The 18,956-nt window shown below is 70.4% G+C and carries 19 protein-coding genes; 14 read left to right on the top strand and 5 right to left on the bottom strand.

Features of this window, described 5'->3' with window-relative positions; all coding sequences use genetic code 11:
* Nucleotides 1-4: 4 nt before the first annotated feature.
* The gene (locus ACSHWB_RS40320) at nt 5-1,336 is read left to right on the top strand and encodes an FAD-dependent oxidoreductase (protein ID WP_439658578.1); all 1,332 of its coding nucleotides are present in this window, start codon (nt 5-7) and stop codon (nt 1,334-1,336) included.
* On the top strand, nt 1,326-2,519 hold the full coding sequence (locus ACSHWB_RS40315) for an MFS transporter (protein WP_439658577.1): 1,194 nt from the start codon (nt 1,326-1,328) through the stop codon (nt 2,517-2,519). The genes ACSHWB_RS40320 and ACSHWB_RS40315 overlap by 11 nt, the downstream gene beginning before the upstream one ends.
* Here ACSHWB_RS40315 and ACSHWB_RS40310 read toward each other — a convergent pair.
* Nucleotides 2,516-2,917, bottom strand: a complete 402-nt coding sequence (locus tag ACSHWB_RS40310) for an arsenate reductase ArsC (protein ID WP_093590767.1) — start codon at nt 2,915-2,917, stop codon at nt 2,516-2,518. The genes ACSHWB_RS40315 and ACSHWB_RS40310 overlap by 4 nt on opposite strands.
* Before the next feature lie 29 nt (nt 2,918-2,946).
* A complete protein-coding gene (locus ACSHWB_RS40305) occupies nt 2,947-3,588 on the bottom strand; it encodes an arsenate reductase ArsC (RefSeq protein WP_439658576.1) in 642 nt (213 codons plus the stop codon).
* Nucleotides 3,589-3,673: 85 nt separating this feature from the next.
* Between ACSHWB_RS40305 and ACSHWB_RS40300 the strand changes: the two genes are divergently transcribed.
* Together ACSHWB_RS40300 and arsB are read left to right on the top strand one after the other, a co-directional pair.
* The gene (locus tag ACSHWB_RS40300) at nt 3,674-4,003 is read left to right on the top strand and encodes an ArsR/SmtB family transcription factor (protein WP_439658575.1); all 330 of its coding nucleotides are present in this window, start codon (nt 3,674-3,676) and stop codon (nt 4,001-4,003) included.
* 25 nt (nt 4,004-4,028) lie between these two features.
* Nucleotides 4,029-5,108, top strand: coding sequence for an ACR3 family arsenite efflux transporter (gene arsB, locus ACSHWB_RS40295; protein WP_439658574.1), 1,080 nt, complete (start codon nt 4,029-4,031; stop codon nt 5,106-5,108).
* Here the strand turns inward: arsB and ACSHWB_RS40290 are convergent.
* Nucleotides 5,083-5,433: an ArsR/SmtB family transcription factor gene (locus ACSHWB_RS40290; protein ID WP_439658573.1), complete on the bottom strand. Its 351-nt coding sequence runs from the start codon at nt 5,431-5,433 to the stop codon at nt 5,083-5,085. The two genes, arsB and ACSHWB_RS40290, sit on opposite strands and share 26 nt — an antisense overlap.
* A gap of 107 nt (nt 5,434-5,540) precedes the next feature.
* On the opposite strand from ACSHWB_RS40290, the gene ACSHWB_RS40285 reads away from it, so the two are divergent.
* Genes ACSHWB_RS40285 through ACSHWB_RS40275 form a run of 3 tightly spaced genes read left to right on the top strand, consistent with a single transcriptional unit; the run spans nt 5,541 to nt 7,648 of the window.
* Complete coding sequence (locus ACSHWB_RS40285; RefSeq protein WP_439658572.1) at nt 5,541-5,717, top strand: hypothetical protein; 177 nt, start codon at nt 5,541-5,543, stop codon at nt 5,715-5,717.
* 3 nt (nt 5,718-5,720) lie between these two features.
* Nucleotides 5,721-6,053: an ArsR/SmtB family transcription factor gene (locus tag ACSHWB_RS40280; RefSeq protein ID WP_439658571.1), complete on the top strand. Its 333-nt coding sequence runs from the start codon at nt 5,721-5,723 to the stop codon at nt 6,051-6,053.
* Nucleotides 6,050-7,648: a SulP family inorganic anion transporter gene (locus ACSHWB_RS40275; RefSeq protein ID WP_439658570.1), complete on the top strand. Its 1,599-nt coding sequence runs from the start codon at nt 6,050-6,052 to the stop codon at nt 7,646-7,648. Before ACSHWB_RS40280 ends, ACSHWB_RS40275 begins: the two co-directional genes overlap by 4 nt.
* Nucleotides 7,649-7,651: 3 nt before the next feature.
* Here the strand turns inward: ACSHWB_RS40275 and ACSHWB_RS40270 are convergent, their stop codons facing one another.
* On the bottom strand, nt 7,652-8,794 hold the full coding sequence (locus ACSHWB_RS40270) for an epoxide hydrolase family protein (RefSeq protein ID WP_439658569.1): 1,143 nt from the start codon (nt 8,792-8,794) through the stop codon (nt 7,652-7,654).
* 63 nt (nt 8,795-8,857) lie between these two features.
* On the opposite strand from ACSHWB_RS40270, the gene ACSHWB_RS40265 reads away from it, so the two are divergent.
* Together ACSHWB_RS40265 and ACSHWB_RS40260 are read left to right on the top strand one after the other, a co-directional pair.
* Nucleotides 8,858-9,823: a helix-turn-helix transcriptional regulator gene (locus ACSHWB_RS40265; protein ID WP_439664753.1), complete on the top strand. Its 966-nt coding sequence runs from the start codon at nt 8,858-8,860 to the stop codon at nt 9,821-9,823.
* A gap of 56 nt (nt 9,824-9,879) precedes the next feature.
* Nucleotides 9,880-10,446 carry a dihydrofolate reductase family protein gene (locus ACSHWB_RS40260; RefSeq protein WP_439658568.1) on the top strand — a complete coding sequence of 189 codons (567 nt, stop codon included), beginning with the start codon at nt 9,880-9,882 and terminating at the stop codon, nt 10,444-10,446.
* A gap of 6 nt (nt 10,447-10,452) precedes the next feature.
* On the opposite strand, the gene ACSHWB_RS40255 is transcribed toward ACSHWB_RS40260, so the two are convergent.
* On the bottom strand, nt 10,453-11,454 hold the full coding sequence (locus ACSHWB_RS40255) for an RNA polymerase subunit sigma-70 (protein WP_439658567.1): 1,002 nt from the start codon (nt 11,452-11,454) through the stop codon (nt 10,453-10,455).
* A 101-nt stretch (nt 11,455-11,555) separates the two neighbouring features.
* Here ACSHWB_RS40255 and ACSHWB_RS40250 point away from each other — a divergent pair, with 101 nt between their 5' ends.
* From ACSHWB_RS40250 to ACSHWB_RS40230, 5 genes are all read left to right on the top strand, one after another.
* The gene (locus tag ACSHWB_RS40250) at nt 11,556-11,834 is read left to right on the top strand and encodes a hypothetical protein (protein ID WP_439658566.1); all 279 of its coding nucleotides are present in this window, start codon (nt 11,556-11,558) and stop codon (nt 11,832-11,834) included.
* An 82-nt stretch (nt 11,835-11,916) separates the two neighbouring features.
* Complete coding sequence (locus ACSHWB_RS40245; RefSeq protein WP_439658565.1) at nt 11,917-14,019, top strand: SNF2-related protein; 2,103 nt, start codon at nt 11,917-11,919, stop codon at nt 14,017-14,019.
* 348 nt (nt 14,020-14,367) lie between these two features.
* Nucleotides 14,368-14,946: a TetR/AcrR family transcriptional regulator gene (locus ACSHWB_RS40240; protein WP_439658564.1), complete on the top strand. Its 579-nt coding sequence runs from the start codon at nt 14,368-14,370 to the stop codon at nt 14,944-14,946.
* Nucleotides 14,947-14,957: 11 nt separating this feature from the next.
* Complete coding sequence (locus ACSHWB_RS40235; protein WP_439658563.1) at nt 14,958-17,198, top strand: molybdopterin-dependent oxidoreductase; 2,241 nt, start codon at nt 14,958-14,960, stop codon at nt 17,196-17,198.
* Nucleotides 17,199-17,427: 229 nt separating this feature from the next.
* Entirely contained in the window at nt 17,428-18,954 is a 1,527-nt protein-coding gene (locus ACSHWB_RS40230) for a non-reducing end alpha-L-arabinofuranosidase family hydrolase (RefSeq protein WP_439658562.1), read from the top strand.
* The last annotated feature ends 2 nt before the right edge of the window (nt 18,955-18,956 follow it).

Genomic DNA, 18,956 nt, shown 5'->3' with positions numbered 1-18,956 from the left:
TGCGGTGAGCGAGTTCCCTGTCGTCGTGGTGGGTGCTGGACCTGCGGGTTTGTCCGCGGCGGCGAACTTGGTCGAACGGGGCGAGCAGGTGCTCGTGCTGGAAGCGGGGGACCGTGCCGGTGCAGCCGTGTCGCAGTGGAACCACGTCAGGCTGTTCTCGCGGTGGAGCGAGCTCGTCGACCCCGCGGCGGAGCGGCTGTTGAAGGAGGCCGGGTGGGTGCGGCCGGACGGTGCCGCCTACCCGACAGGCGGGGAGTGGGCGGAGGCCTACCTGCGTCCGCTGGCCGAGGCGCTGGGCGACCGGGTGCGGTTCGGCGCCCGCGTGGTGGGTCTCGCGCGGCGCGGGCGGGACCGGATCGTCGACTCCGGACGTGAGGACGAGCCGCTGACCGTGCACGTGGAGACGGCGGCAGGGGAGGAGCGGATCACCGCGCGTGCGGTGATCGACGCGTCCGGCACGTGGGGCACGCCGAACCCGCTCGGCGGCGACGGCCTTCCGGCGGTGGGGGAGAAGGCGGCGGCCGCGCAGATCACCTACCGGGTGCCGGACCTCGTGGCCGAACGCGCCCGGTACGCGGGCAAGCGGATCGCGGTCGCCGGCAGCGGTCACTCGGCGCTGACAGCGCTGGTCGTGCTGGCGGACCTCGCGGAACAGGAGCCCGGCACGGAGATCGTGTGGCTGCTGCGCCGCGGTGCCGTCGGCAACGCGTTCGGCGGTGGCGACGCGGACCAGCTGCCGGCGCGGGGTGCGCTGGGCCTGCGGGCCAAGAAGGCCGCCGAGGCCGGGCACATCACGACCGCGACCGGGTTCCGCACCGCGGCCGTCGCACGGGCGGAGGACGGTCGCCTCACGCTGGAGTCGTTCGACGGCTACCAGGTCGAGGGCGTCGACGAGGTCGTGGTGCTGACGGGGTTCCGGCCGGACCTGTCGTGGCTGTCGGAGGTCCGGCTGGAGCTCGACCCGGTGCTGCAGGCCCCGGTGAGGCTCGCGCCGTTGATCGACCCGAACGTCCACTCGTGCGGCACCGTCTACCCACATGGTGAAAAGGAGCTGCGGCACCCCGAGCCGGGTGTTTACCTGGTCGGCATGAAGAGCTACGGCCGGGCGCCGACGTTCCTGTCGCTGACGGGCTACGAGCAGGCGCGGTCCGTCGTGGCCGCGATCGCCGGTGACCACGAGGCGGCGGGCCGCGTCGAGCTCGTGCTGCCCGAGACCGGGGTGTGCGGCGGCGCGGGCGTGTTCGACGCACCGGCGGCGCAGAAGAACGAGGGCGGCTGCTGCGGCTCGCCGGAACCGGAAGTGCTGACGATCGGCCTCGCGCCCAGTGCGCGCTGACACCACGACGGCGCGGCCCGGCACCGATGCCGGGCCGCGCCGAGTGCTGATCGTCCTGTGCACCACGGAGATCATCAGCTGGGGGATCCTGTACTACGCGTTCCCCGTGCTGCTGCCGACGATCGGCGAGCGCACGGGCTGGTCGAACGCCGCGATCACCGCCGGGTTCTCCGCGAGCCAGATCGTCGCGGGCCTGGTCGGCATCCCGGTGGGCAAGCTGCTCGACCGCCACGGACCGCGCGCCATCATGACGACCGGCTCGGTCGTCGCCGTGTTCGCACTGGTCGCGCTGGCGACCGCGGAGTCGCTGGTGTGGTTCACCGCCGCGTGGTTGCTGGCCGGTGTCGCGATGGCCGGCATCTTCTACGCCCCGGCGTTCGCGGCGCTCACCCGCTGGTACGGGCCGCGCCGCGTGTCCGCCCTGACCGTGCTCACCCTGGTCGCGGGCCTGGCGAGCACGGTGTTCGCGCCGCTGACCGCTGTGCTCAACGACCACCTGGACTGGCGCGGCACCTACCTCGTGCTCGCCGGGTTCCTCGCCGTGACGACGATCCCGCTGCACCTGTTCGGTCTGCGGCTGCCGTGGCCCGCGATCGAACACGAGACCGTCCACACGCCGTCGGCGGTGGCGCGCAGCAGGCCGTTCCTGGTCCTCGTCGTCGCGATGAGCCTGGCCGCGTTCAGCGTGTACGCCGTCGTGATCAACCTCGTCCCGCTGCTGACCGAACGCGGCATGACCACCTCGGCCGCCGCGATCGCGCTCGGTCTCGGCGGGGTCGGGCAGGTGCTCGGCCGGCTCGGCTACGCCAGACTCACCGCGAGGACCACGGTGCGCACCCGCACCCTGCTGGTCCTCCTGGTCAGCGCGGCCGTGACCGCACTGCTGGGTGTCGTGCCCGGCCCGGCGTTGCTGCTGATCGCGGGCGCGGTCCTCGCGGGCGTGACGCGCGGCATCTTCACATTGGTGCAGGCGACGGCGATCACGGACCGGTGGGGAGCCGTCCACTACGGACAGCTCAACGGCCTGCTCACCGCGCCCGTCATGCTCACGGCCGCGATCGCACCGTGGGCGGGCAGCGCCATGGCGGCGTGGCTCGGCGGCTATCCGGCGGTGTTCGTGGTGCTGGGCCTGGTCGGGGTGCTGGCGGCCGCGTTGTCGACCGCCAGCGTGCCACGCCGTTAGCCGAGCAGTTCGGCGACGAGACCGCGCACCCGGCGGTCGATGTCGTCGCGGATCGGCCGCACCGCGTCGATGCCCTGGCCGGCCGGGTCTTCGAGCTGCCAGTCCAGGTAGCGCTTGCCGGGGAAGACCGGGCAGGTGTCGCCGCAGCCCATCGTGATCACCACGTCCGACGCCTCGACGTCGGAGGTCGTGAGCTTCGACGGGACCTCGGCGGTGATGTCGAGGCCCCACTCGGCGAGCGCCGCGGCGGCGGCCGGGTTGACCTTCTCCGCGGGCTCGGAACCGGCCGAACGGACGGCGATGCGGCCCATGCCGTAGTGCTGCAGCAGTGCCGCGGCCATCTGGGAACGGCCCGCGTTGTGCACGCAGACGAACAGCACCTCGGGGGTCTTGGACACGGCGGTTCTCCTTGTTCCCAGCGGGATTCTCAGTCGTGGAGCAGTTCGGACAGCAGGCCGCGGACGCGGCGGTCGATGTCGTCGCGCACCTCGCGGACGGTGGTGAGCGAGGCGCCGGCCGGGTCGGCGACGTCCCAGTCGAGGTAGCGCTTGCCCGGGTACACCGGGCACGCGTCGCCGCAGCCCATGGTGACGACGACGTCGGCCGCGCGCACGACCTCGTCGGTCAGCGGCTTCGGGAACGCCTCGGTCAGCTCGACGCCGAGCTCGGCGAGCGCGTCGGTCACGGTCCGGGGGATGGTGCCCGTGGGCCTGCTGCCCGCCGAACGCACGGAGACCTTGCCGAACGCGTGGTGCTCCAGCAGCGCGGCGGCGATCTGGGAGCGGCCCGCGTTGTGCACGCAGAGGAACAGCACCTGCGGCACGGTGATGGTGGTCAGGCCGTCGGCGCGGCCCTGGTCGGTCAGCCTCTGCCTGGCGAACCGCGCGGTCAGGACCGGCAGGTAGGTGTTGATGGTCGCGTTGTCGGAGAGCAGGTCGTAGGTCTCGTCCACGACCTTCGCGACGGTCTCGCGGCCGAACACGCCGTGGAACCTGTCGGAGAGTTCATCGGTGATCCGGAGCAGCTGGGCGCTGAGCTCGTGCTGGGGGAGTCCGCTGGTGCGGGACATCAGATCTCCTTGGACCGAACTATGTCGATGCAGATCACACTCCTTGTATCGACTTCTGTCAATCCAAGCCGCTATGGTCTTGCTCATGACGAGCCCTGACCGGACGCTGCTCGACTCGGCGACCGCCGCACGCCTGTTCAAGGCGCTCGGCGACCCGATCCGCGTCGACCTGGTCAGCCTCGTGCGCCGGACCGAGGGGCAGGAAGCGTGCTTCTGCGACCTCGCCGACCAGTTCGGCATGCCGCAGTCGTCGCTGAGCCACCACCTCAAGATCCTCGTGCAGGCCGGTGTGCTCAGCCGCGAACGCCGCGGCACCTGGAGCTGGTACCGCATCGACAACGCCGCCATCGACACCCTCGCCGCCGTCCTCGCGCCGGGCGGGCCGCTGCGCGCCAGCAGTGCCTGCTGCGACTGAACTGCCCTCACTTCAGGAGAACCCGTTGAGCACCAAGGAAACTGCGGCGCCGGACGTCCTGCATCGTCTGTCCTTTTTGGACAGACTGCTGCCGGTGTGGATCGGTGTCGCCATGGTCGCCGGCCTGCTGCTCGGCCGGTTCGTGCCCGGCCTGCAGGGCGTGCTGGACGCGGTGAAGATCGGCGAGGTGTCGCTGCCGATCGCCCTCGGTCTGCTGCTGATGATGTACCCGGTGCTCGCGAAGGTCCGCTACGACGAGCTCGGCACCGTCACCCGCGACAGGCGCACGATGGTGCTGTCACTCGTGCTGAACTGGGTGCTCGGCCCGGCGCTGATGTTCGCGCTGGCCTGGATCTTCCTGGCCGATCTGCCCGAGTACCGCACCGGCCTGATCATCGTCGGCCTCGCACGCTGCATCGCCATGGTCATCATCTGGAACGACCTCGCGTGCGGCGACCGCGAGGCCGCCGCGGTGCTCGTCGCGCTGAACTCCGTCTTCCAGGTGGTCATGTTCGGCGTGCTCGGCTGGTTCTACCTCGACCTGCTGCCCGGCTGGCTGGGCCTCGACACCACGTCGGCCGACTTCTCCGCCTGGGAGATCGCCAAGTCCGTGCTGATCTTCCTCGGCATCCCGCTGCTCGCCGGCTACCTCAGCCGCAAACTGGGGGAGCGCTCCAAGGGCCGCGACTGGTACGAGTCGAGGTTCCTGCCGCGCGTCGGCCCGATCGCGTTGTACGGCCTGCTGTTCACGATCGTCGTCCTGTTCGCGTTGCAGGGCGAGACGATCACGGACCGCCCGCTGGACGTCGTCCGGATCGCGCTGCCGCTGCTGGTCTACTTCGCGATCATGTGGGCCGGGTCGTACGCGCTCGGCAAGGCGTCCGGGCTGTCGTACGAGCGGACCACGACGTTGGCGTTCACCGCCGCCGGCAACAACTTCGAGCTGGCCATCGCCGTCGCGATCGGCGTGTTCGGCGTGACCTCCGGGCAGGCGCTCGCCGGTGTGGTCGGGCCGCTGATCGAGGTGCCGGTGCTCGTCGGGCTCGTCTACGTGAGCCTGTGGCTGCGGCGCCGCTGGGCTAGGCCGGAGCGGGAGCTCCGCTGACGCTGGCCAGCAGTGCGGCCATCCGGTCCGTGGTCTCCGGGCGGACCCGGTAGTAGACCCACGTGCCGCGGCGCTCCGAGTCGACCAGGCCGGCCTGCCGCAGCAGCTTGAGGTGGTGCGAGATCGTCGGCTGCGACAGCTCGAACGCGGGTGTCAGCTCGCACACGCAGACCTCGCCGGACGGCCGCGACGCGATCATCGAGAACAGGCGCAGGCGCACCGGGTCGCCGAGCGCCTTGAACACCGTCGCCATCTCCGCGGCCAGCTCCTGCGCGAGCGGCTCCTCGGACAGCGGCTCGCAGCCGCCTTCGCCCTGGTTCGACATCTTTCAATACTGGCGCGCTGCCGCCTCCGGTGCAAACACCCGCGAGGGGTGACGGAGTTGTAGAGTGTCGAATTGAAGAATTCTTCAAGTCGACAGGTCGTGGGCCCGTGAACGAGTTCGAGGACAGCCTTCTCCTGCGCGTCGGGCAGGCGGAACAAGCGGTGCGGCAGGCGGTGGAGCAGCAGGACGAGTACGCGGCGGACGTGCACCGCGCGGATCTCGCCAACCTGCGGCGGCTGGCGGCGGAGCACGGGGTGCCGGTCGACGCGCCCGAGGAGGACTGAGCGGTGCCGGTTCCGCTGTACCAGGCGAAGGCCGAGTTCTTCCGGATGCTGGGCCACCCGGTGCGCATCCGGGTGCTGGAGTTGCTGCAGGACGGCCCGAAGGCGGTGCGGGACCTGCTGGCCGAGATCGAGGTCGAGCCGTCGAACCTCTCCGCGCAGCTCGCCGTGCTGCGCAGGTCCGGCATCGTGACGGCGACCCGTGAGGGGTCGACGGTGGTGTACGCGCTCGCGGGTGCGGACGTGGCCGACCTGATGAAGGCGGCCAGGAGGATCCTCACCGAGCTGCTGGTCGGGCAGAACGAGTTGCTGGCGCAGCTGCGTGCGGACTCGGCGTGAGAGCGTTCCTGCCCGCGAAGGCGGACTGGTCCGCCGCGACATCGCGAGACGTCGTCGCAGGTCTGACGGTCGCGGTCGTGGCGTTGCCGCTCGCACTGGGGTTCGGCGTGGCGTCCGGCCTCGGCGCCGCCGCGGGGCTGGCGACCGCGATCATCGCGGGCGCTCTGGCCGCGGTCTTCGGCGGGTCGAGTCTGCAGGTGTCCGGGCCCACCGGCGCGATGACGGTGGTGCTGGTGCCGATCGTCGCCACGTTCGGGCCGGGCGGCGTGCTGACCGTCGGCCTGCTCGCGGGCCTGTTGCTGCTCGCCCTCGCACTGGCCAGGGCCGGGCGCTACATGCGGTACGTGCCGGCTCCGGTGGTCGAGGGCTTCACCCTCGGGATCGCCGCGGTCATCGCGCTGCAGCAGATCCCCGCGGCACTCGGCGTGCCCACCCCCGACGGCCACAACGTCGTGGTGAACGCCGTGAGAGCGTTCGGGTCCGGCCCCGCTCTGCCCGCTGTCGCCCTCGCGGCCGGGGTCGTCGTGATCATGCTCGCCGGTGCGCGCTGGAAACCGGCGATCCCGTTCTCACTGCTGGCCGTCGCGGCGGGCACGGCGGTGGCGGAGATCTCGTCCCTCCCCGTTCCCCGCATCGGCGCGTTACCCGCGTTGCTGCCGGCGCCGTCACTGTCCTTTCTGGACTTGGACGCGCTGTGGACGCTGCTGCCGTCCGCGATCGCCGTGGCCGCGCTCGCCGCCCTGGAGAGCCTGCTGTCCGCGACGGTCGCCGACGGCATGAGCGTGAACCAGCGGCACGACCCCGACCGCGAGCTCTTCGGTCAGGGCATCGCGAACGTCATCACGCCGATGTTCGGTGGCGTGCCCGCGACCGCGGCGATCGCCAGGACGGCGGTCAACGTCCGCTCCGGTGCGGGCTCACGACTGGCGGCGCTGGTGCACGCGGTGACGCTGGCCGTGATCATGCTCGCCGCGGCGCCGGTCGTCGGGCGCATCCCGCTGGCCGTGCTCGCCGGAGTCCTGCTCGCCACCGCGGTGCGGATGGTCGAGGTCGGTTCCGTCCGGGTCCTGATGCGCGCGAACCGTTCCGACGCGGTGGTGCTCGCCCTCACCGCGGTCGCGACACTGGCCCTCGACCTCGTCACCGCCGTCATCCTCGGCCTGGTCGTGGCGGGCGCGCTGGCGTTGCGGGCCGTCGCCAGGTCCGCGCGGATCGACGAGGAACCGCTCGAACCCGGCGATCACACCCTGGAGGAGCACGAGCTGCTCGCCCAGCACATCGTCGCCTACCGGCTGGACGGGCCGCTGTTCTTCGCGGCGGCCCATCGCTTCCTGCTGGAGCTCACCGAGATCGCGGCGGTCTCCGTGGTGATCCTGCGGATGTCCCGCGTGTCCACAATGGACGGAACCGGGGTGCTGGTCCTGCGCGACGCCGTGGAAAGGCTGGAGCGCAGGGGAGTCACCGTGCTCCTCTCCGGCGTGCGCGACGAGCACCGCCGCCAGCTGGAGACCCACGGCGTGCGCACGTTCGCCAGCACACCCGAGGCCATCGAGCACGCGCGGAACCACCTGCGCCGCAACGGCACCCTGCCGTGAGGGTCAGGAAAGGCCGCGGAGGAACGTGCGGATGTCGTCCGCCAGCAGCTTCGGCTCCTCCATCGCGGGGAAGTGACCGCCCTCGGTGAACTCGCTCCAGTGGCCGACCGCCTTCCACGGGTCCATCGCGCGGCGCACGAGCGGGTGGGTGTCGAACACGGCCCATCCGGACGGCACCTCGGCGGCCATGACCAGTTCGAGTCCGGAGTGCTCCGACTCGTAGTAGAACTGCGCGCTCGACGCACCGCTGCGGGTGAACCAGTACAGGCTGATGTTCGTGAGCAGCTGGTCGCGGTCGACCGACTCGTCCGGCGTCCGGTAGGTGCCGCCGGTCCCGGTCCTGAACTTCTCCGCGATCCACGCGAGCTGGGCGACGGGCGAGTCCGTGAGCGCCGGGCCGATCGTGTCGGGACGGTGGTCCTGCATCAGGAGATAGCCGCGGTCGGCCGTGTGCTCGGCGCGCCGTGCCTCGATCTGGGCGACCTCGTCCTCGGCCAGGCCTTCGGGGAACGGGAACTTGTCGCCGAGCAATCCGAGCAGCCGCTGGTCGACGCCGGTGTGCGTGCCGATGACGCGCTCGGGGTAGATCGCCGCGAGACGCCCGGTGGTGCCCGCGCCGACGTCGGTGCCGTGGCCCGCGAACCTCTCGTAGCCCAGCCGCGTCATGATCTCGGCGTAGGCGTCCGCCGTCCGCGCCAGCTCCCAGCCGGTCCCCGACAGCGGGGTGGAGAACCCGAAGCCGGGCAGCGACGGCACGATCACGTGGAAGTCGTCGGTCAGCAGCGGGATGAGCCGCTGGTAGTCGACGAACGAGCTCGGCCAGCCGTGGTTCAGGACCAGCGGGACGGCGTCCGGATTCGCTGATCGAACGTGGATGACGTGGAACGTCTGGCCGTCCACGACGGTCGTGAACTGCTCGTGCTCGTTGAGCTTCTCCTCCTGCGCACGCCAGTCGAACTCGTCGCGCCAGTACTCGGCGAGCTCCTTCAGGTACACCAGCGGGATGCCGCGACTGAAGTCGGCGCGGTCGTCGCGGCCCGGCACGGGGAGCGGCCAGCGCGTGCGTGCCAGCCGGTCGCGCAGGTCGTCGACATCCGCCTGCGGGATGTCGACGCGGAACGGCGTGAGTGCGTTGTTCTGGTTCATGACGCAGACGTTTTCAGGCAATGCGGCAGGATGACTTCCGCAATTGCTGCCATGATCGAGAACATGCTGGAGACCTCGGCCCGACTGCTCGAACTGCTGTCGTTGCTGCAGCTCAAGCGCGACTGGACGAGCACGGAACTCGCCGCCCGGCTCGACGTGAGCACGAGGACCGTGCGCGCCGACATCGGCAAGCTGCGGTCGCTCGGGTATCCCGTGGACGCACGCCCCGGTGTCGCCGGCGGGTACCGGCTGGCCGCAGGGACGGCGATGCCCCCGCTGCTGCTCGACGACGACGAGGCCGTGGCCGTGGCCGTCGCACTGGGTGCGGTCGCTACCCAAAAGCTTGGTGTGGAGGAAACCTCGCTCACCGCGCTCGCGAAGCTGGAGCAGGTGCTGCCCTCGCGGCTGCGCCGGCGCGTGGAGGCGGTGCGTGAGGCGACCAGCGTCGTGCCGGGGATCGGGCCGTCGCTCGATCTCTCGGTCCTCGGCGCGGTCGCCGCCGCGATCCGCGGCCACGAACGGCTGCGGTTCGGGTACACGAAGCCCGGGGGAGACGAAGAGGCGCGCCACGCCGAACCGCAGCGGCTGGTGAGCTGGGGAGCGCTCTGGTACCTGCTCGCGTGGGATCTCGACCGCGACGACTGGCGCGTCTTCCGCGTCGACCGCATGGTCCCGCGCGCCCCGACGGGAGCGCGGTTCCGGCCGCGCGCGATCCCCGCGGACGACGTCGTCGAGTACGTCGTCGCCCGCGTCAGCAAGGGCGCCTGGAAGTACCGCGCCGAGGTGCTGATGCACGCTTCCGCGGCCGAGATCGCCGCGAAGATCCACATCCCGGTCGACATCGAGGTGGTCGACGAGTCCACGTGCCGCGTCCAGGTGGGATCCGACGACCCCGACCGGCTCGCGCTGTGGATGGCGCAGCTCGACGTGGACGTCGAGGTGATCCGCGGCGATGAGCTCGCGGTGGCGTTCGAGCGGCTCGCGACGAGGTTCCGGCAAGCGGGGGCGCGTGTGAGCCGCACCGATTAGGTTCTCCCGCCGCGCCCGTCTGTACGTGTGAGATCCACTCACGAGAGGCTGGCACGATGCGGAAACTGATCTTCGCCATGAACGCGACCCTGGACGGCTACACCGCCGCGACCGGCGACGACATCGGCTGGAGCGGGCCGCGCAACGACGAGCTGTTCCAGTGGTGGCTCGAGCGGGAGCAGGCGATCGAGCTGTCGCTGTACGGGCGCAAGCTGTGGGAGGAGATGAGCTCCTTCTGGCCGACCGGCGACCAGCGGCCCGGTGCCACCCCCACGGAGATCGAGTACGCGAAGAACTGGCGGGACACGCCGAAGGTGGTGTTCTCCTCGTCGGCCGTCGAGGTCGACTGGAACACCCGCGTGGTCACCGGCGACGCGGTCGCCGAGATCACCCGGCTCAAGGCAGGCGACGGCGGCCCGATGGCCATCGCCGGCGCGACGCTCGCCGCGACCGCCATGCGAGCCGGGCTGATCGACGAGTACGCCGTGGTCACCTACCCGGTCCTGGTGGGCGGCGGCACGCCGTTCTTCACGGCCCTGGACGGCTGGGTGAACCTGGACCTCGTGGAGACGCGGACGTTCTCCGGCGGCGTGGTGCTGACCCGCTACGAGACGAGGCGCTGAGCACGGTCACAGCGTCGGGGACAGGTCCAGCCAGGGTGTGCCGGCGGCGTCGAAGCCGATGAGCTCGGCGATCCTGCCGTCGACGACGCGCAGGACCGCGACGGCGAAGAGCCGGTGCTCCGGGGAGTCGGCGGTGCGGAGGTACAGCACGGCGGCAGGCATGCGGTTGATCGTCGTGATGGTGCCGCGCCAGTCGTCGTGCCCTGGCTGGAAGAGCCCGCCGGAGATCCAGCCCTCGACCGCGTCCTTGGCAGTCGTGCTCAAGGTGCCGGCCTCGGGCAGCATCGCGAAGCGCAGGTCGTCGCGCAGCAGGGACGTCAGCGCGTCGAGGTCGTTGCGCTCGTGGGCGTCGATGTACGACCTCACCACGCTGCGCTCGTCGTCCGACAGCTCGTAGGTGCCGAGGCTGCGCCAGTCCAGGCGGCGGCCGGGCAGCTGTTCGCGCATCGTCACGCGCGCCCGTTGCAGCGCGCTGGTCACCGAGGCGACGGTCAGTTCGAGTACGTCGGCGGCCTTGGGCGCGGGCCAGCCGAGGACGTCGCGCAGGACGAACACCGCCCGCTGCCGCGGCGGGAGGTGCTGGACGGCGACGATGAACGCCAGCTCGATCGTCTCCCGCGCCACCACCGACTCCTGCGGGTCCTCCGGAAGCATCCGGTCGGGGTAGGGCTGCAGGTAGAGCAGTTCGGAGTCCGACAGCTCGGACTGCACGGGTGTGCGGTCGCCGCGCTTCTCCAGGAAGTCGAGGCATGCGTTCGTCGCGATCCGGTACAGCCAGGTCCGCAGCGCGGCGTGGCCCCTGAACGACTCCCGCTTGTGCCAGGCGCGCAGGAACGTCTCCTGCGTCAGGTCCTGGGCGTCCTCGTAGTTCGCGAGCATCCGGTAGCAGTGCACCTGCAGCTCACGCCGGTGGCGTTCGGTCATGACCGCGAACCGCGCCGCGTCGCCTGAACGGACCGCCTCGATGAACGTGGCCTCGTCGGTGCCCAGCGGTCGAGCGTCGGTCATGGTCATCAATCCTTCCACCGGGGTGAGGGGGCTGCCACAACTGACGGCGTGGCGGAGGATTTCTGATCGGTGGGTCTCCCGGCCAGCTCCGGACGCGGGTGATGAGCTCGCGGACCGCGGCGAGCCGGTCGTGGGAGCGGCACCTGCTCGACAGCCACCAGCGCGGCGAGGACGAGGTGCGGCTGCTGCTCACGTTCGTCCGGCCCGGCTTCGACGTCGCCAGGCTGGCTGCCGTGCGCCGCGAACCGGTCGAGAAGCTCCAGTTGGGCGGGCAGGCCGCGACCGACGCGCTGACCGAGGACATCGACCACACCGGGCGGGCCGCGTTGCTGACGGCGCTGCGCCGCGCGGAGGAGTCCTCCCGCCTGCTCGGGCACTGATCGCGGCTTCGGTAGTCTCGTACCGCCTGACGGAAGGACACGGGTGGACGACTCGTCGAAGGTCGGTAGGCATGCTCGCGCGGTGCTGGCCGCAGCGAAGGCGTTCCGCGCCGAGGCGGCCGGGGTGCGCGCGGAACCGGAACGGCTGCACGCGCTCGCCGCCACGCAGTACCAGGCGATCCAGGACTCGCAGGTCGCCGACCAGCTCCGGGCCATGCCGGTGGACAAGCTGCGGGACAGCAAGGCGAACCTGCGGCTGAGCAAGCTGAAGGCCGCCGGCTACCGGACCGTCGCCGACGTCGCCAGGGCGCGCCCGGAACAGCTCGACGGCGTGCCCGGCGTCGGCAGGCAGTCCGCAGAGCAGATCGTGCGGGCCGCCCGCGCCGTCGCCGAGGGTGTCGCGCGTGAGACGACGGTCCGGCTGAACCCCGACCGCGCCGACCGTGCCCAGACCGAGCTGCTGCAGCTGATGTCCAAGCTGCGCAGGGCGAACCAGCTCGTCGGTCCGCTGCGCGAGCCGATCTCGGACGTGCTGGGCAGGGTCGACGCGGACGTGCGCGCCGCGTCCCGTGCCTGGAGCAGGCTGCGGATGTTCTTCTCGTTGCGGAAGAACCGGCAGGCCGCCCTCGACTCGCTCGGCCGGCTCGAGACGCTGCTGTCCAGCCGGGACGTGGCGGCGTTGCGCGCGGTCGGCACGCAGCTGCGCGTGCCGGACCTGGACCACCGCGCGCTGTGGCGCGACTACGAGCTCGACGCGGCCGCCTACAACACGCTCCTGGCCGACCTCGCCGGTGCGGACGCGGTGCCGGATCGCAGTGCCGCCAACGGTTTCGTGCCGGCCGAGATCGAGCACGAGGTCGACGCGACCCCGCTCGACACCAGCCTGCTGAAGGTGTCGCTGCGCGGCTACCAGGTGTTCGGGGCGAAGTTCGCGCTGGCCCGCAAACGCGTGATCATCGGCGACGAGATGGGGCTGGGCAAGACGATCGAGGCCATCGCGGTGATGGCCAGCCTCGCCGCCGGTGGCAGGCGTGGCTTCCTGGTGGTCTGCCCGGCGAGCGTCGTCGTCAACTGGGTCAACGAGATCGCCAGGCACAGCGACCTCGTGCCGCACCGGATGCACGGCACCGGCCGCGACGGCGCGGTAGGCGAGTGGCTGGCGCAGGGCGGTGTCGGCGTGACGACGTTCGGCACGTTGCCGAAACTGGTGCTGCCGAAGAGGTTCCGCCCGGCGATGGTCGTGGTCGACGAGGCGCACTACGTGAAGAACCCGGACACGCAGCGCTCGCAGGCGGTCAACAAGATCGTGCAGCGCGCGGAACGGGCGGTGCTCCTCACCGGCACGCCGATGGAGAACCGCGTCGAGGAGTTCCGCAACCTGGTCGCCTACCTCCAGCCGGGCGTCGCGGCCCGCACGGGCGCCACCGACGCCGTGGTGGGGGCGAAGGCCTTCCGCCGCGTCGTCGCACCGGTGTACCTGCGGCGCAACCAGGAGGACGTGCTGGGGGAGCTGCCGGAGCTGCTCGAGATGGAGGACTGGGTCGAGTTCGGCAAGCAGGACCGTGGCGCGTACCTGGACGCGGTGCGCGCGGGGAACCTGATGGCGATGCGCCGCGCCGCCTACGCACCGGGCACACCCCGCGGCTCGGCGAAGCTGGAACGTCTGCTGGAGATCATCGAGGAGTCGCGGGACAACGGCTGGAAGGTCGTGGTGTTCTCGTACTTCCACGACGTGCTGGACGCGGTCGCGGACCACGTCGAGGTCTTCGGCCCGCTGACCGGCGCGACGTCCGCGGAGGGCCGTCAGGAGCTGGTGGACGCGTTCACGGCGAGCGAGGACCACGCGGTGCTGGTGGCCCAGATCGAGGCGGGCGGCGTGGGCCTCAACATCCAGGCCGCGTCCGTGGTGATCATCGCAGAGCCGCAGTGGAAGCCGAGCACTGAGGACCAGGCGATCGCCCGGTGTCACCGGATGGGCCAGGTCCGCAAGGTCCACGTGCACCGGTTGCTGGTCAAGGACAGTGTGGACGCGCGGGTCCAGGAGATCCGCGACCACAAGACCCTGCTGTTCGACCACTACGCGCGCGAGAGCGACACGAAGCACTCGCACGCCAGCGCACTGGACTCGGCGGTGTCGGTGGAGCAGCGGGTGGTGCAGGCCGAGCAGCAGCGTCTCGGCCTCTGAGCACCTGGCCAGAAGTCTTGTCCGAAACCTCGGTTCCCTGTTGGTGCCGAGGCGTCTGCAAGTACCACCAACTCTTGATCGAATCGCCGTCAACCACATCCAACCTGTTCGCCGTCTGGCGAACAGGCGCCGCGCTCTCCGGGGCTCGCCAGCCTGTTGGTAGTAGGAAAGTGCCTGTTGATGTTGAGTTGGTGGTACTTGCAGACGCCATCAGGGACAGGCGAAGGGTTGCTCGGGCGAGTAGCGGACACAACTTCTGGCAACAGGCTTAGGAACTCATCCGGAGCGCCACACCCATGACATTGACTATGGTCTCTGCCATACTCCCGAGTCAGGGAGAAGGTGTCGATGAGCGAACAGGGCAGGCGGGGCACCAAACAGCGGATGCTGGACAGCGCGGTGCTGCTGCTGCGCGAACGCGGCGCGGCCGGCGTCACGGTCGACGCGGTCCTGGCCCACAGCGGTGCGCCGCGCGGGTCCGTCTACCACCACTTCCCGGGTGGCCGGAACGAGATGGTCCTGGGCGCGGTGCGCCAGGCCGGGGACTACATCGCCGCCATGGTCAGCGAGTCGGCGGCCGAGGGCGACGTCCAGCAGATGGTGGAACGGCTCGTCGCCTTCTGGAAGCGTGCGCTGACCAAGACCGGCTACCGGGCGGGCTGCCCGGTCGCCGCGATGGCCATGGACAGCCGCGAGGTGATCCCCGACGCCGGTGAGCTGGTCCGGGAGATCTTCAGCCGGTGGCAGGCCAGCCTCGCGGAGGCGTTGTCCGCCAACGGGTTCGATGCACCACGCGCACAACGGCTGGCGACCGTGGTCGTGTCCGTGATCGAGGGCGCGATCATCCTCTGCCGTGCCCACCGTGACCTGGGCCCGCTCGACGACGTGCTCGTCGAGATCGCGCCCCTGCTGGAGCGACGAGACTAGGAGCCTTGCCCATGTGGAAGCCCAGCGCGTGCATCCTCTGCGAGTGCAACTGCGGGATCGAGGTCCTCGTCGGTGACGACGGCCGGTCGTTCGACAAGATCCGCGGCGACAAGCTCCACCCCGCGTCGGCCGGGTACACCTGCAACAAGGCGCTGCGCCTCGACCTGCACCAGAACGGCGACACCGGCCGGATCACGCACCCGTTGCGGCGGCGGCCGGACGGCGGTTTCGAGGAGATCGACTGGGACACCGCGATCAGCGAGGTCGCGGCGCGGCTGGGGGCCGTGCGCGACACGTTCGGCGGGGAGACGATCTTCTACTACGGCGGGGGCGGTCAGGGGAACCACCTCGGCGGCGCGTACTCGCCCGCCACCCTGGCGGCGTTCGGCGCGAAGTACCGCTCGTCCGCGCTCGCGCAGGAGAAGACCGGCGAGTTCTGGGTTAGCGCCCGCATGATCGGCAACATGACCCGCGCGGACTTCGAGCACTGCGAGGTCGCGCTGTTCGTCGGCAAGAACCCTTACCAGTCGCACGGTTTCCCGCGCGCCCGGTCGGTGCTCAAGGAGATCGGCAAGGACCCGGCCCGGTCGATGATCGTGATCGACCCCGTGCGGACCGAGACGGCGGAGCTCGCCGACTTCCACCTCCAGGTCCGGCCCGGCACCGACCTCTACCTGCTGACCGCGCTCGCCGCGGTGCTCGTGCAGGAGGACCTGATCGCCGCGGAGTGGCTCGCCGAGCACGCGGACGGCCTCGACGCCGTCACCGACGTCCTGCGCCAGGTGCCGGTCGCTGACTACTGCGCTGTCGCCGACGTCGAGGAGACGCTGGTGCGCGCTGTCGCCGCCCGGATAGCCGCCGCCGGCTCGGTCGCCGTGTTCGAGGACCTCGGCGTCCAGATGAACCGCGACTCCACGCTGGTGAGCTACGTCGAGAAGCTGGTCTGGCTGCTCACCGGCAACTTCGGCAAACGAGGCGCCCAGTACGTGCCCTCCAGCCTGGTGCCGATCGGTCGCGACCGCGGGCACGCGCACGGCGAGGGTCCGCTCAGCCCGGTCGTGGGCGCGCAGATCATCAGCGGTCTGGTGCCGTGCAACGTGATCGCCGAGGAGATCCTCACCGACCACCCGGCCCGCTACCGCGCGATGCTGGTCGAGAGCGCGAACCCGGCGCACTCCCTGGCCGACTCGGCCCGGATGCGGGAAGCACTGGCAGCACTGGAACTCGTGGTCGTCATCGACATCGCGATGACCGAGACCGCGCGCCTGGCCGACTACGTGCTGCCCGCGCCCACGCAGTTCGAGAAGTTCGAGGCCACGTTCTTCAACTTCGACTTCCCGCGCAACGTCTTCCACCTGCGCCACCCCGTCGTGTCCGCACCGGACGGCGTGCTGCCGGAACCGGAGATCCACGCCCGGCTGGTCGAGGCGTCCGGCGCGCTCACCGAACAGGACTACGCACCGCTGCGCGCGGCCGCGGCTGCCGGACGCGCCGAGTTCGCGCAGGCGTTCCTCACCGCCCTCGCGGACCCGGCGAAGCGGCGGCTCGCCTCCGTCCTGCTGTACCGCACCCTCGGCCCCACGCTGCCGCACGACGCCTCCGCGGCCGCCGTGCTGTGGATGGCCGCGCACGAGTGCGCCCGCAAGAACCCTGCGGGCGTGGAGAAGGCGGGCTACGGGTCCGGGCTCGCGGCGGGGGAGCGGCTCTTCGACGCGATCGTCGAGGGCAGCCACGGCGTGCACATCACCGACGACGAGGACGACGCGTCGTGGCAGCGCATGTCCGGCGACCGGATCAACCTCGACGTGCCGGAACTCCTTGCCGCGGTGGCCGCGTTGGGGGATCGGCCCGTTCCGCAGCAGGACCCGGAGTGGCCCTTCGTGCTGTCCGCGGGGGAGCGCCGCGCGTTCACGGCCAACACGATCATGCGCGACCCCAGCTGGCGGCGGCGCGACCCGGACGGCCGGCTGCGCATCAGCGTCACCGACGCGGCACGGCTGGGCGTCACCACGGGCGACCTGGTCAGGCTCACCACCCGGCGCGGCACCGCGGAGGTGTCCGTGGACGCCACCGACACCATGCGCTCCGGCCACGTCTCGCTGCCCAACGGTCTCGGGCTCACGGTGAAGGAACGCACGGGCGTCGCGCCCAACGAGCTCACCGCCGCCGAGGACCGCGACGAATGGGCCGGCACACCGTGGCACAAGCACGTACCGGCCCGGATCGAACCGCTGGGAATACCGGCGAAGTAGATTCTTCGCTGTTCGACAGGCTCCCCAGTCGAATGCGTTCGACAATTCTTGACCGGACGGAGATCCTCCTTCAGAGTCTGACGGACGCGACCGGTAACCGCAGTAGTGGCACCTCTGTGACGTATTCAGTGTTCGTTCAGAAAACGCGATGGGCCACTCGGCGCAAGTGGTCGATCGAATGGTGCCCTGGTCGTGTTTCTCCTTCACCTCACCGAAGAGGAGCACGCTCATGGCCGAATCAGGCCATCACCCGCCCACCTCCGTCCTCCGCGCCGGCAGACGTCGAGTGGCCGGCGTCGTCGCCGCAGTGGCCGTCCTGCTCGGCGGCCTCCTGGCGGCGTTCAACGCGACGCCCGTGTCGGCGGCGACCGTCGACACCTCCGCCTGGTACGTGCTGGTCAACCGCAACAGCGGCAAGGCGTTGGACGTCTACAACCTCGCCACGAACGACGGCGCGCGCATCACCCAGTGGGCGCGCAACGACGGCAACCAGCAGCAGTGGCAGTTCGTCGACTCGGGCGGCGGCTACTACCGGCTGAAGTCACGGCTGTCGGGCAAAGTGCTCGACGTCTACAACTTCTCGACCGCTGACGGCGGCAACATCGTCCAGTGGTCCGACGGCAACGGCACCAACCAGCAGTTCCGCCTCGCCGACTCCGACAGCGGTTATGTGCGGCTGATCAACCGCAACAGCAACAAGAGCGTCGAGGTCCAGGGGGCTTCGACCGCCGACGGCGCCAATGTCGTCCAGTACAGCGACTGGAACGGTGCCAACCAGCAATGGCAGCTCGTTCGCGTCGGCGGCGGCACGAATCCCACCACCACGACGACCACACCGCCAGGCGGCACGTGTCAGCTCCCGTCGACCTATCGCTGGTCGTCGACCGGCTCGCTCGCGAACCCGAAGCAGGGATGGGTGTCGCTCAAGGACTTCACCCACGTCCTGTACAACGGCAGGCACCTGGTCTACGCGACGACGCACGACACGGGCACGACGTGGGGTTCGATGAACTTCGGGACCTTCGCGAACTGGTCGGACATGGCCTCGGCCAGCCAGAACGGGATGAGCCAGGGCGCCGTCGCCTCGACGCTGTTCTACTTCGCGCCGAAGAACATCTGGGTGCTCACCTACCAGTGGGGTCCGACCGCGTTCAGCTACCGGACGTCGAACGACCCCACCAACGCGAACGGGTGGTCGTCGGCGCAGACCCTGTTCACCGGAAGCATTCCCAACTCCGGCACGGGCCCGATCGACCAGACGCTCATCGGCGACGACACGAACATGTACCTGTTCTTCGCCGGTGACAACGGCAAGATCTACCGGGCGACCATGCCGATCGGGAACTTCCCCGGCAGCTTCGGCTCGTCCTGGACGCAGATCATGAGCGACACGACGAACAACCTGTTCGAGGGCGTCGAGGTCTACAAGGTCCAGGGCCAGAACCAGTACCTCATGATCGTCGAGGCGATCGGGAACAACGGGCGCTACTTCCGCTCGTTCACGTCGAGCAGCCTCAACGGTTCCTGGACCCCGCAGGCCGCCACCGAGAGCAACCCGTTCGCCGGCAAGGCCAACAGCGGAGCCAGCTGGACCAACGACATCAGCCACGGCGACATCATCCGCACCAACCCCGACCAGACCAAGACCATCGACCCCTGCAACCTCCAGCTCCTCTACCAGGGCCGCAGTCCCAACTCCGGCGGCGACTACGGTCTCCTGCCGTACCGGCCGGGCCTGCTGACGCTGCAACGCTGATC

Origin of the sequence: Lentzea sp. HUAS TT2, from assembly GCF_051853195.1 — a bacterium.
In the GTDB taxonomy this organism is placed as follows: Bacteria; Actinomycetota; Actinomycetes; order Mycobacteriales; family Pseudonocardiaceae; genus Lentzea.
This window is presented reverse-complemented; position numbering and strand designations above follow the sequence as displayed.

Coding starts and splice junctions, on each gene's coding strand:
- ACSHWB_RS40305 (WP_439658576.1), bottom strand. CDS start 3,588: ATGTCCCGCACCAGCGGACTCCCCCAGCACGAGCTCAGCGCCCAGCTG.
- ACSHWB_RS40300 (WP_439658575.1), top strand. CDS start 3,674: ATGACGAGCCCTGACCGGACGCTGCTCGACTCGGCGACCGCCGCACGC.
- ACSHWB_RS40290 (WP_439658573.1), bottom strand. CDS start 5,433: ATGTCGAACCAGGGCGAAGGCGGCTGCGAGCCGCTGTCCGAGGAGCCG.
- ACSHWB_RS40270 (WP_439658569.1), bottom strand. CDS start 8,794: ATGAACCAGAACAACGCACTCACGCCGTTCCGCGTCGACATCCCGCAG.
- ACSHWB_RS40265 (WP_439664753.1), top strand. CDS start 8,858: ATGCTGGAGACCTCGGCCCGACTGCTCGAACTGCTGTCGTTGCTGCAG.
- ACSHWB_RS40260 (WP_439658568.1), top strand. CDS start 9,880: ATGCGGAAACTGATCTTCGCCATGAACGCGACCCTGGACGGCTACACC.
- ACSHWB_RS40255 (WP_439658567.1), bottom strand. CDS start 11,454: ATGACCGACGCTCGACCGCTGGGCACCGACGAGGCCACGTTCATCGAG.
- ACSHWB_RS40250 (WP_439658566.1), top strand. CDS start 11,556: ATGAGCTCGCGGACCGCGGCGAGCCGGTCGTGGGAGCGGCACCTGCTC.
- ACSHWB_RS40240 (WP_439658564.1), top strand. CDS start 14,368: ATGAGCGAACAGGGCAGGCGGGGCACCAAACAGCGGATGCTGGACAGC.
- ACSHWB_RS40235 (WP_439658563.1), top strand. CDS start 14,958: ATGTGGAAGCCCAGCGCGTGCATCCTCTGCGAGTGCAACTGCGGGATC.
- ACSHWB_RS40230 (WP_439658562.1), top strand. CDS start 17,428: ATGGCCGAATCAGGCCATCACCCGCCCACCTCCGTCCTCCGCGCCGGC.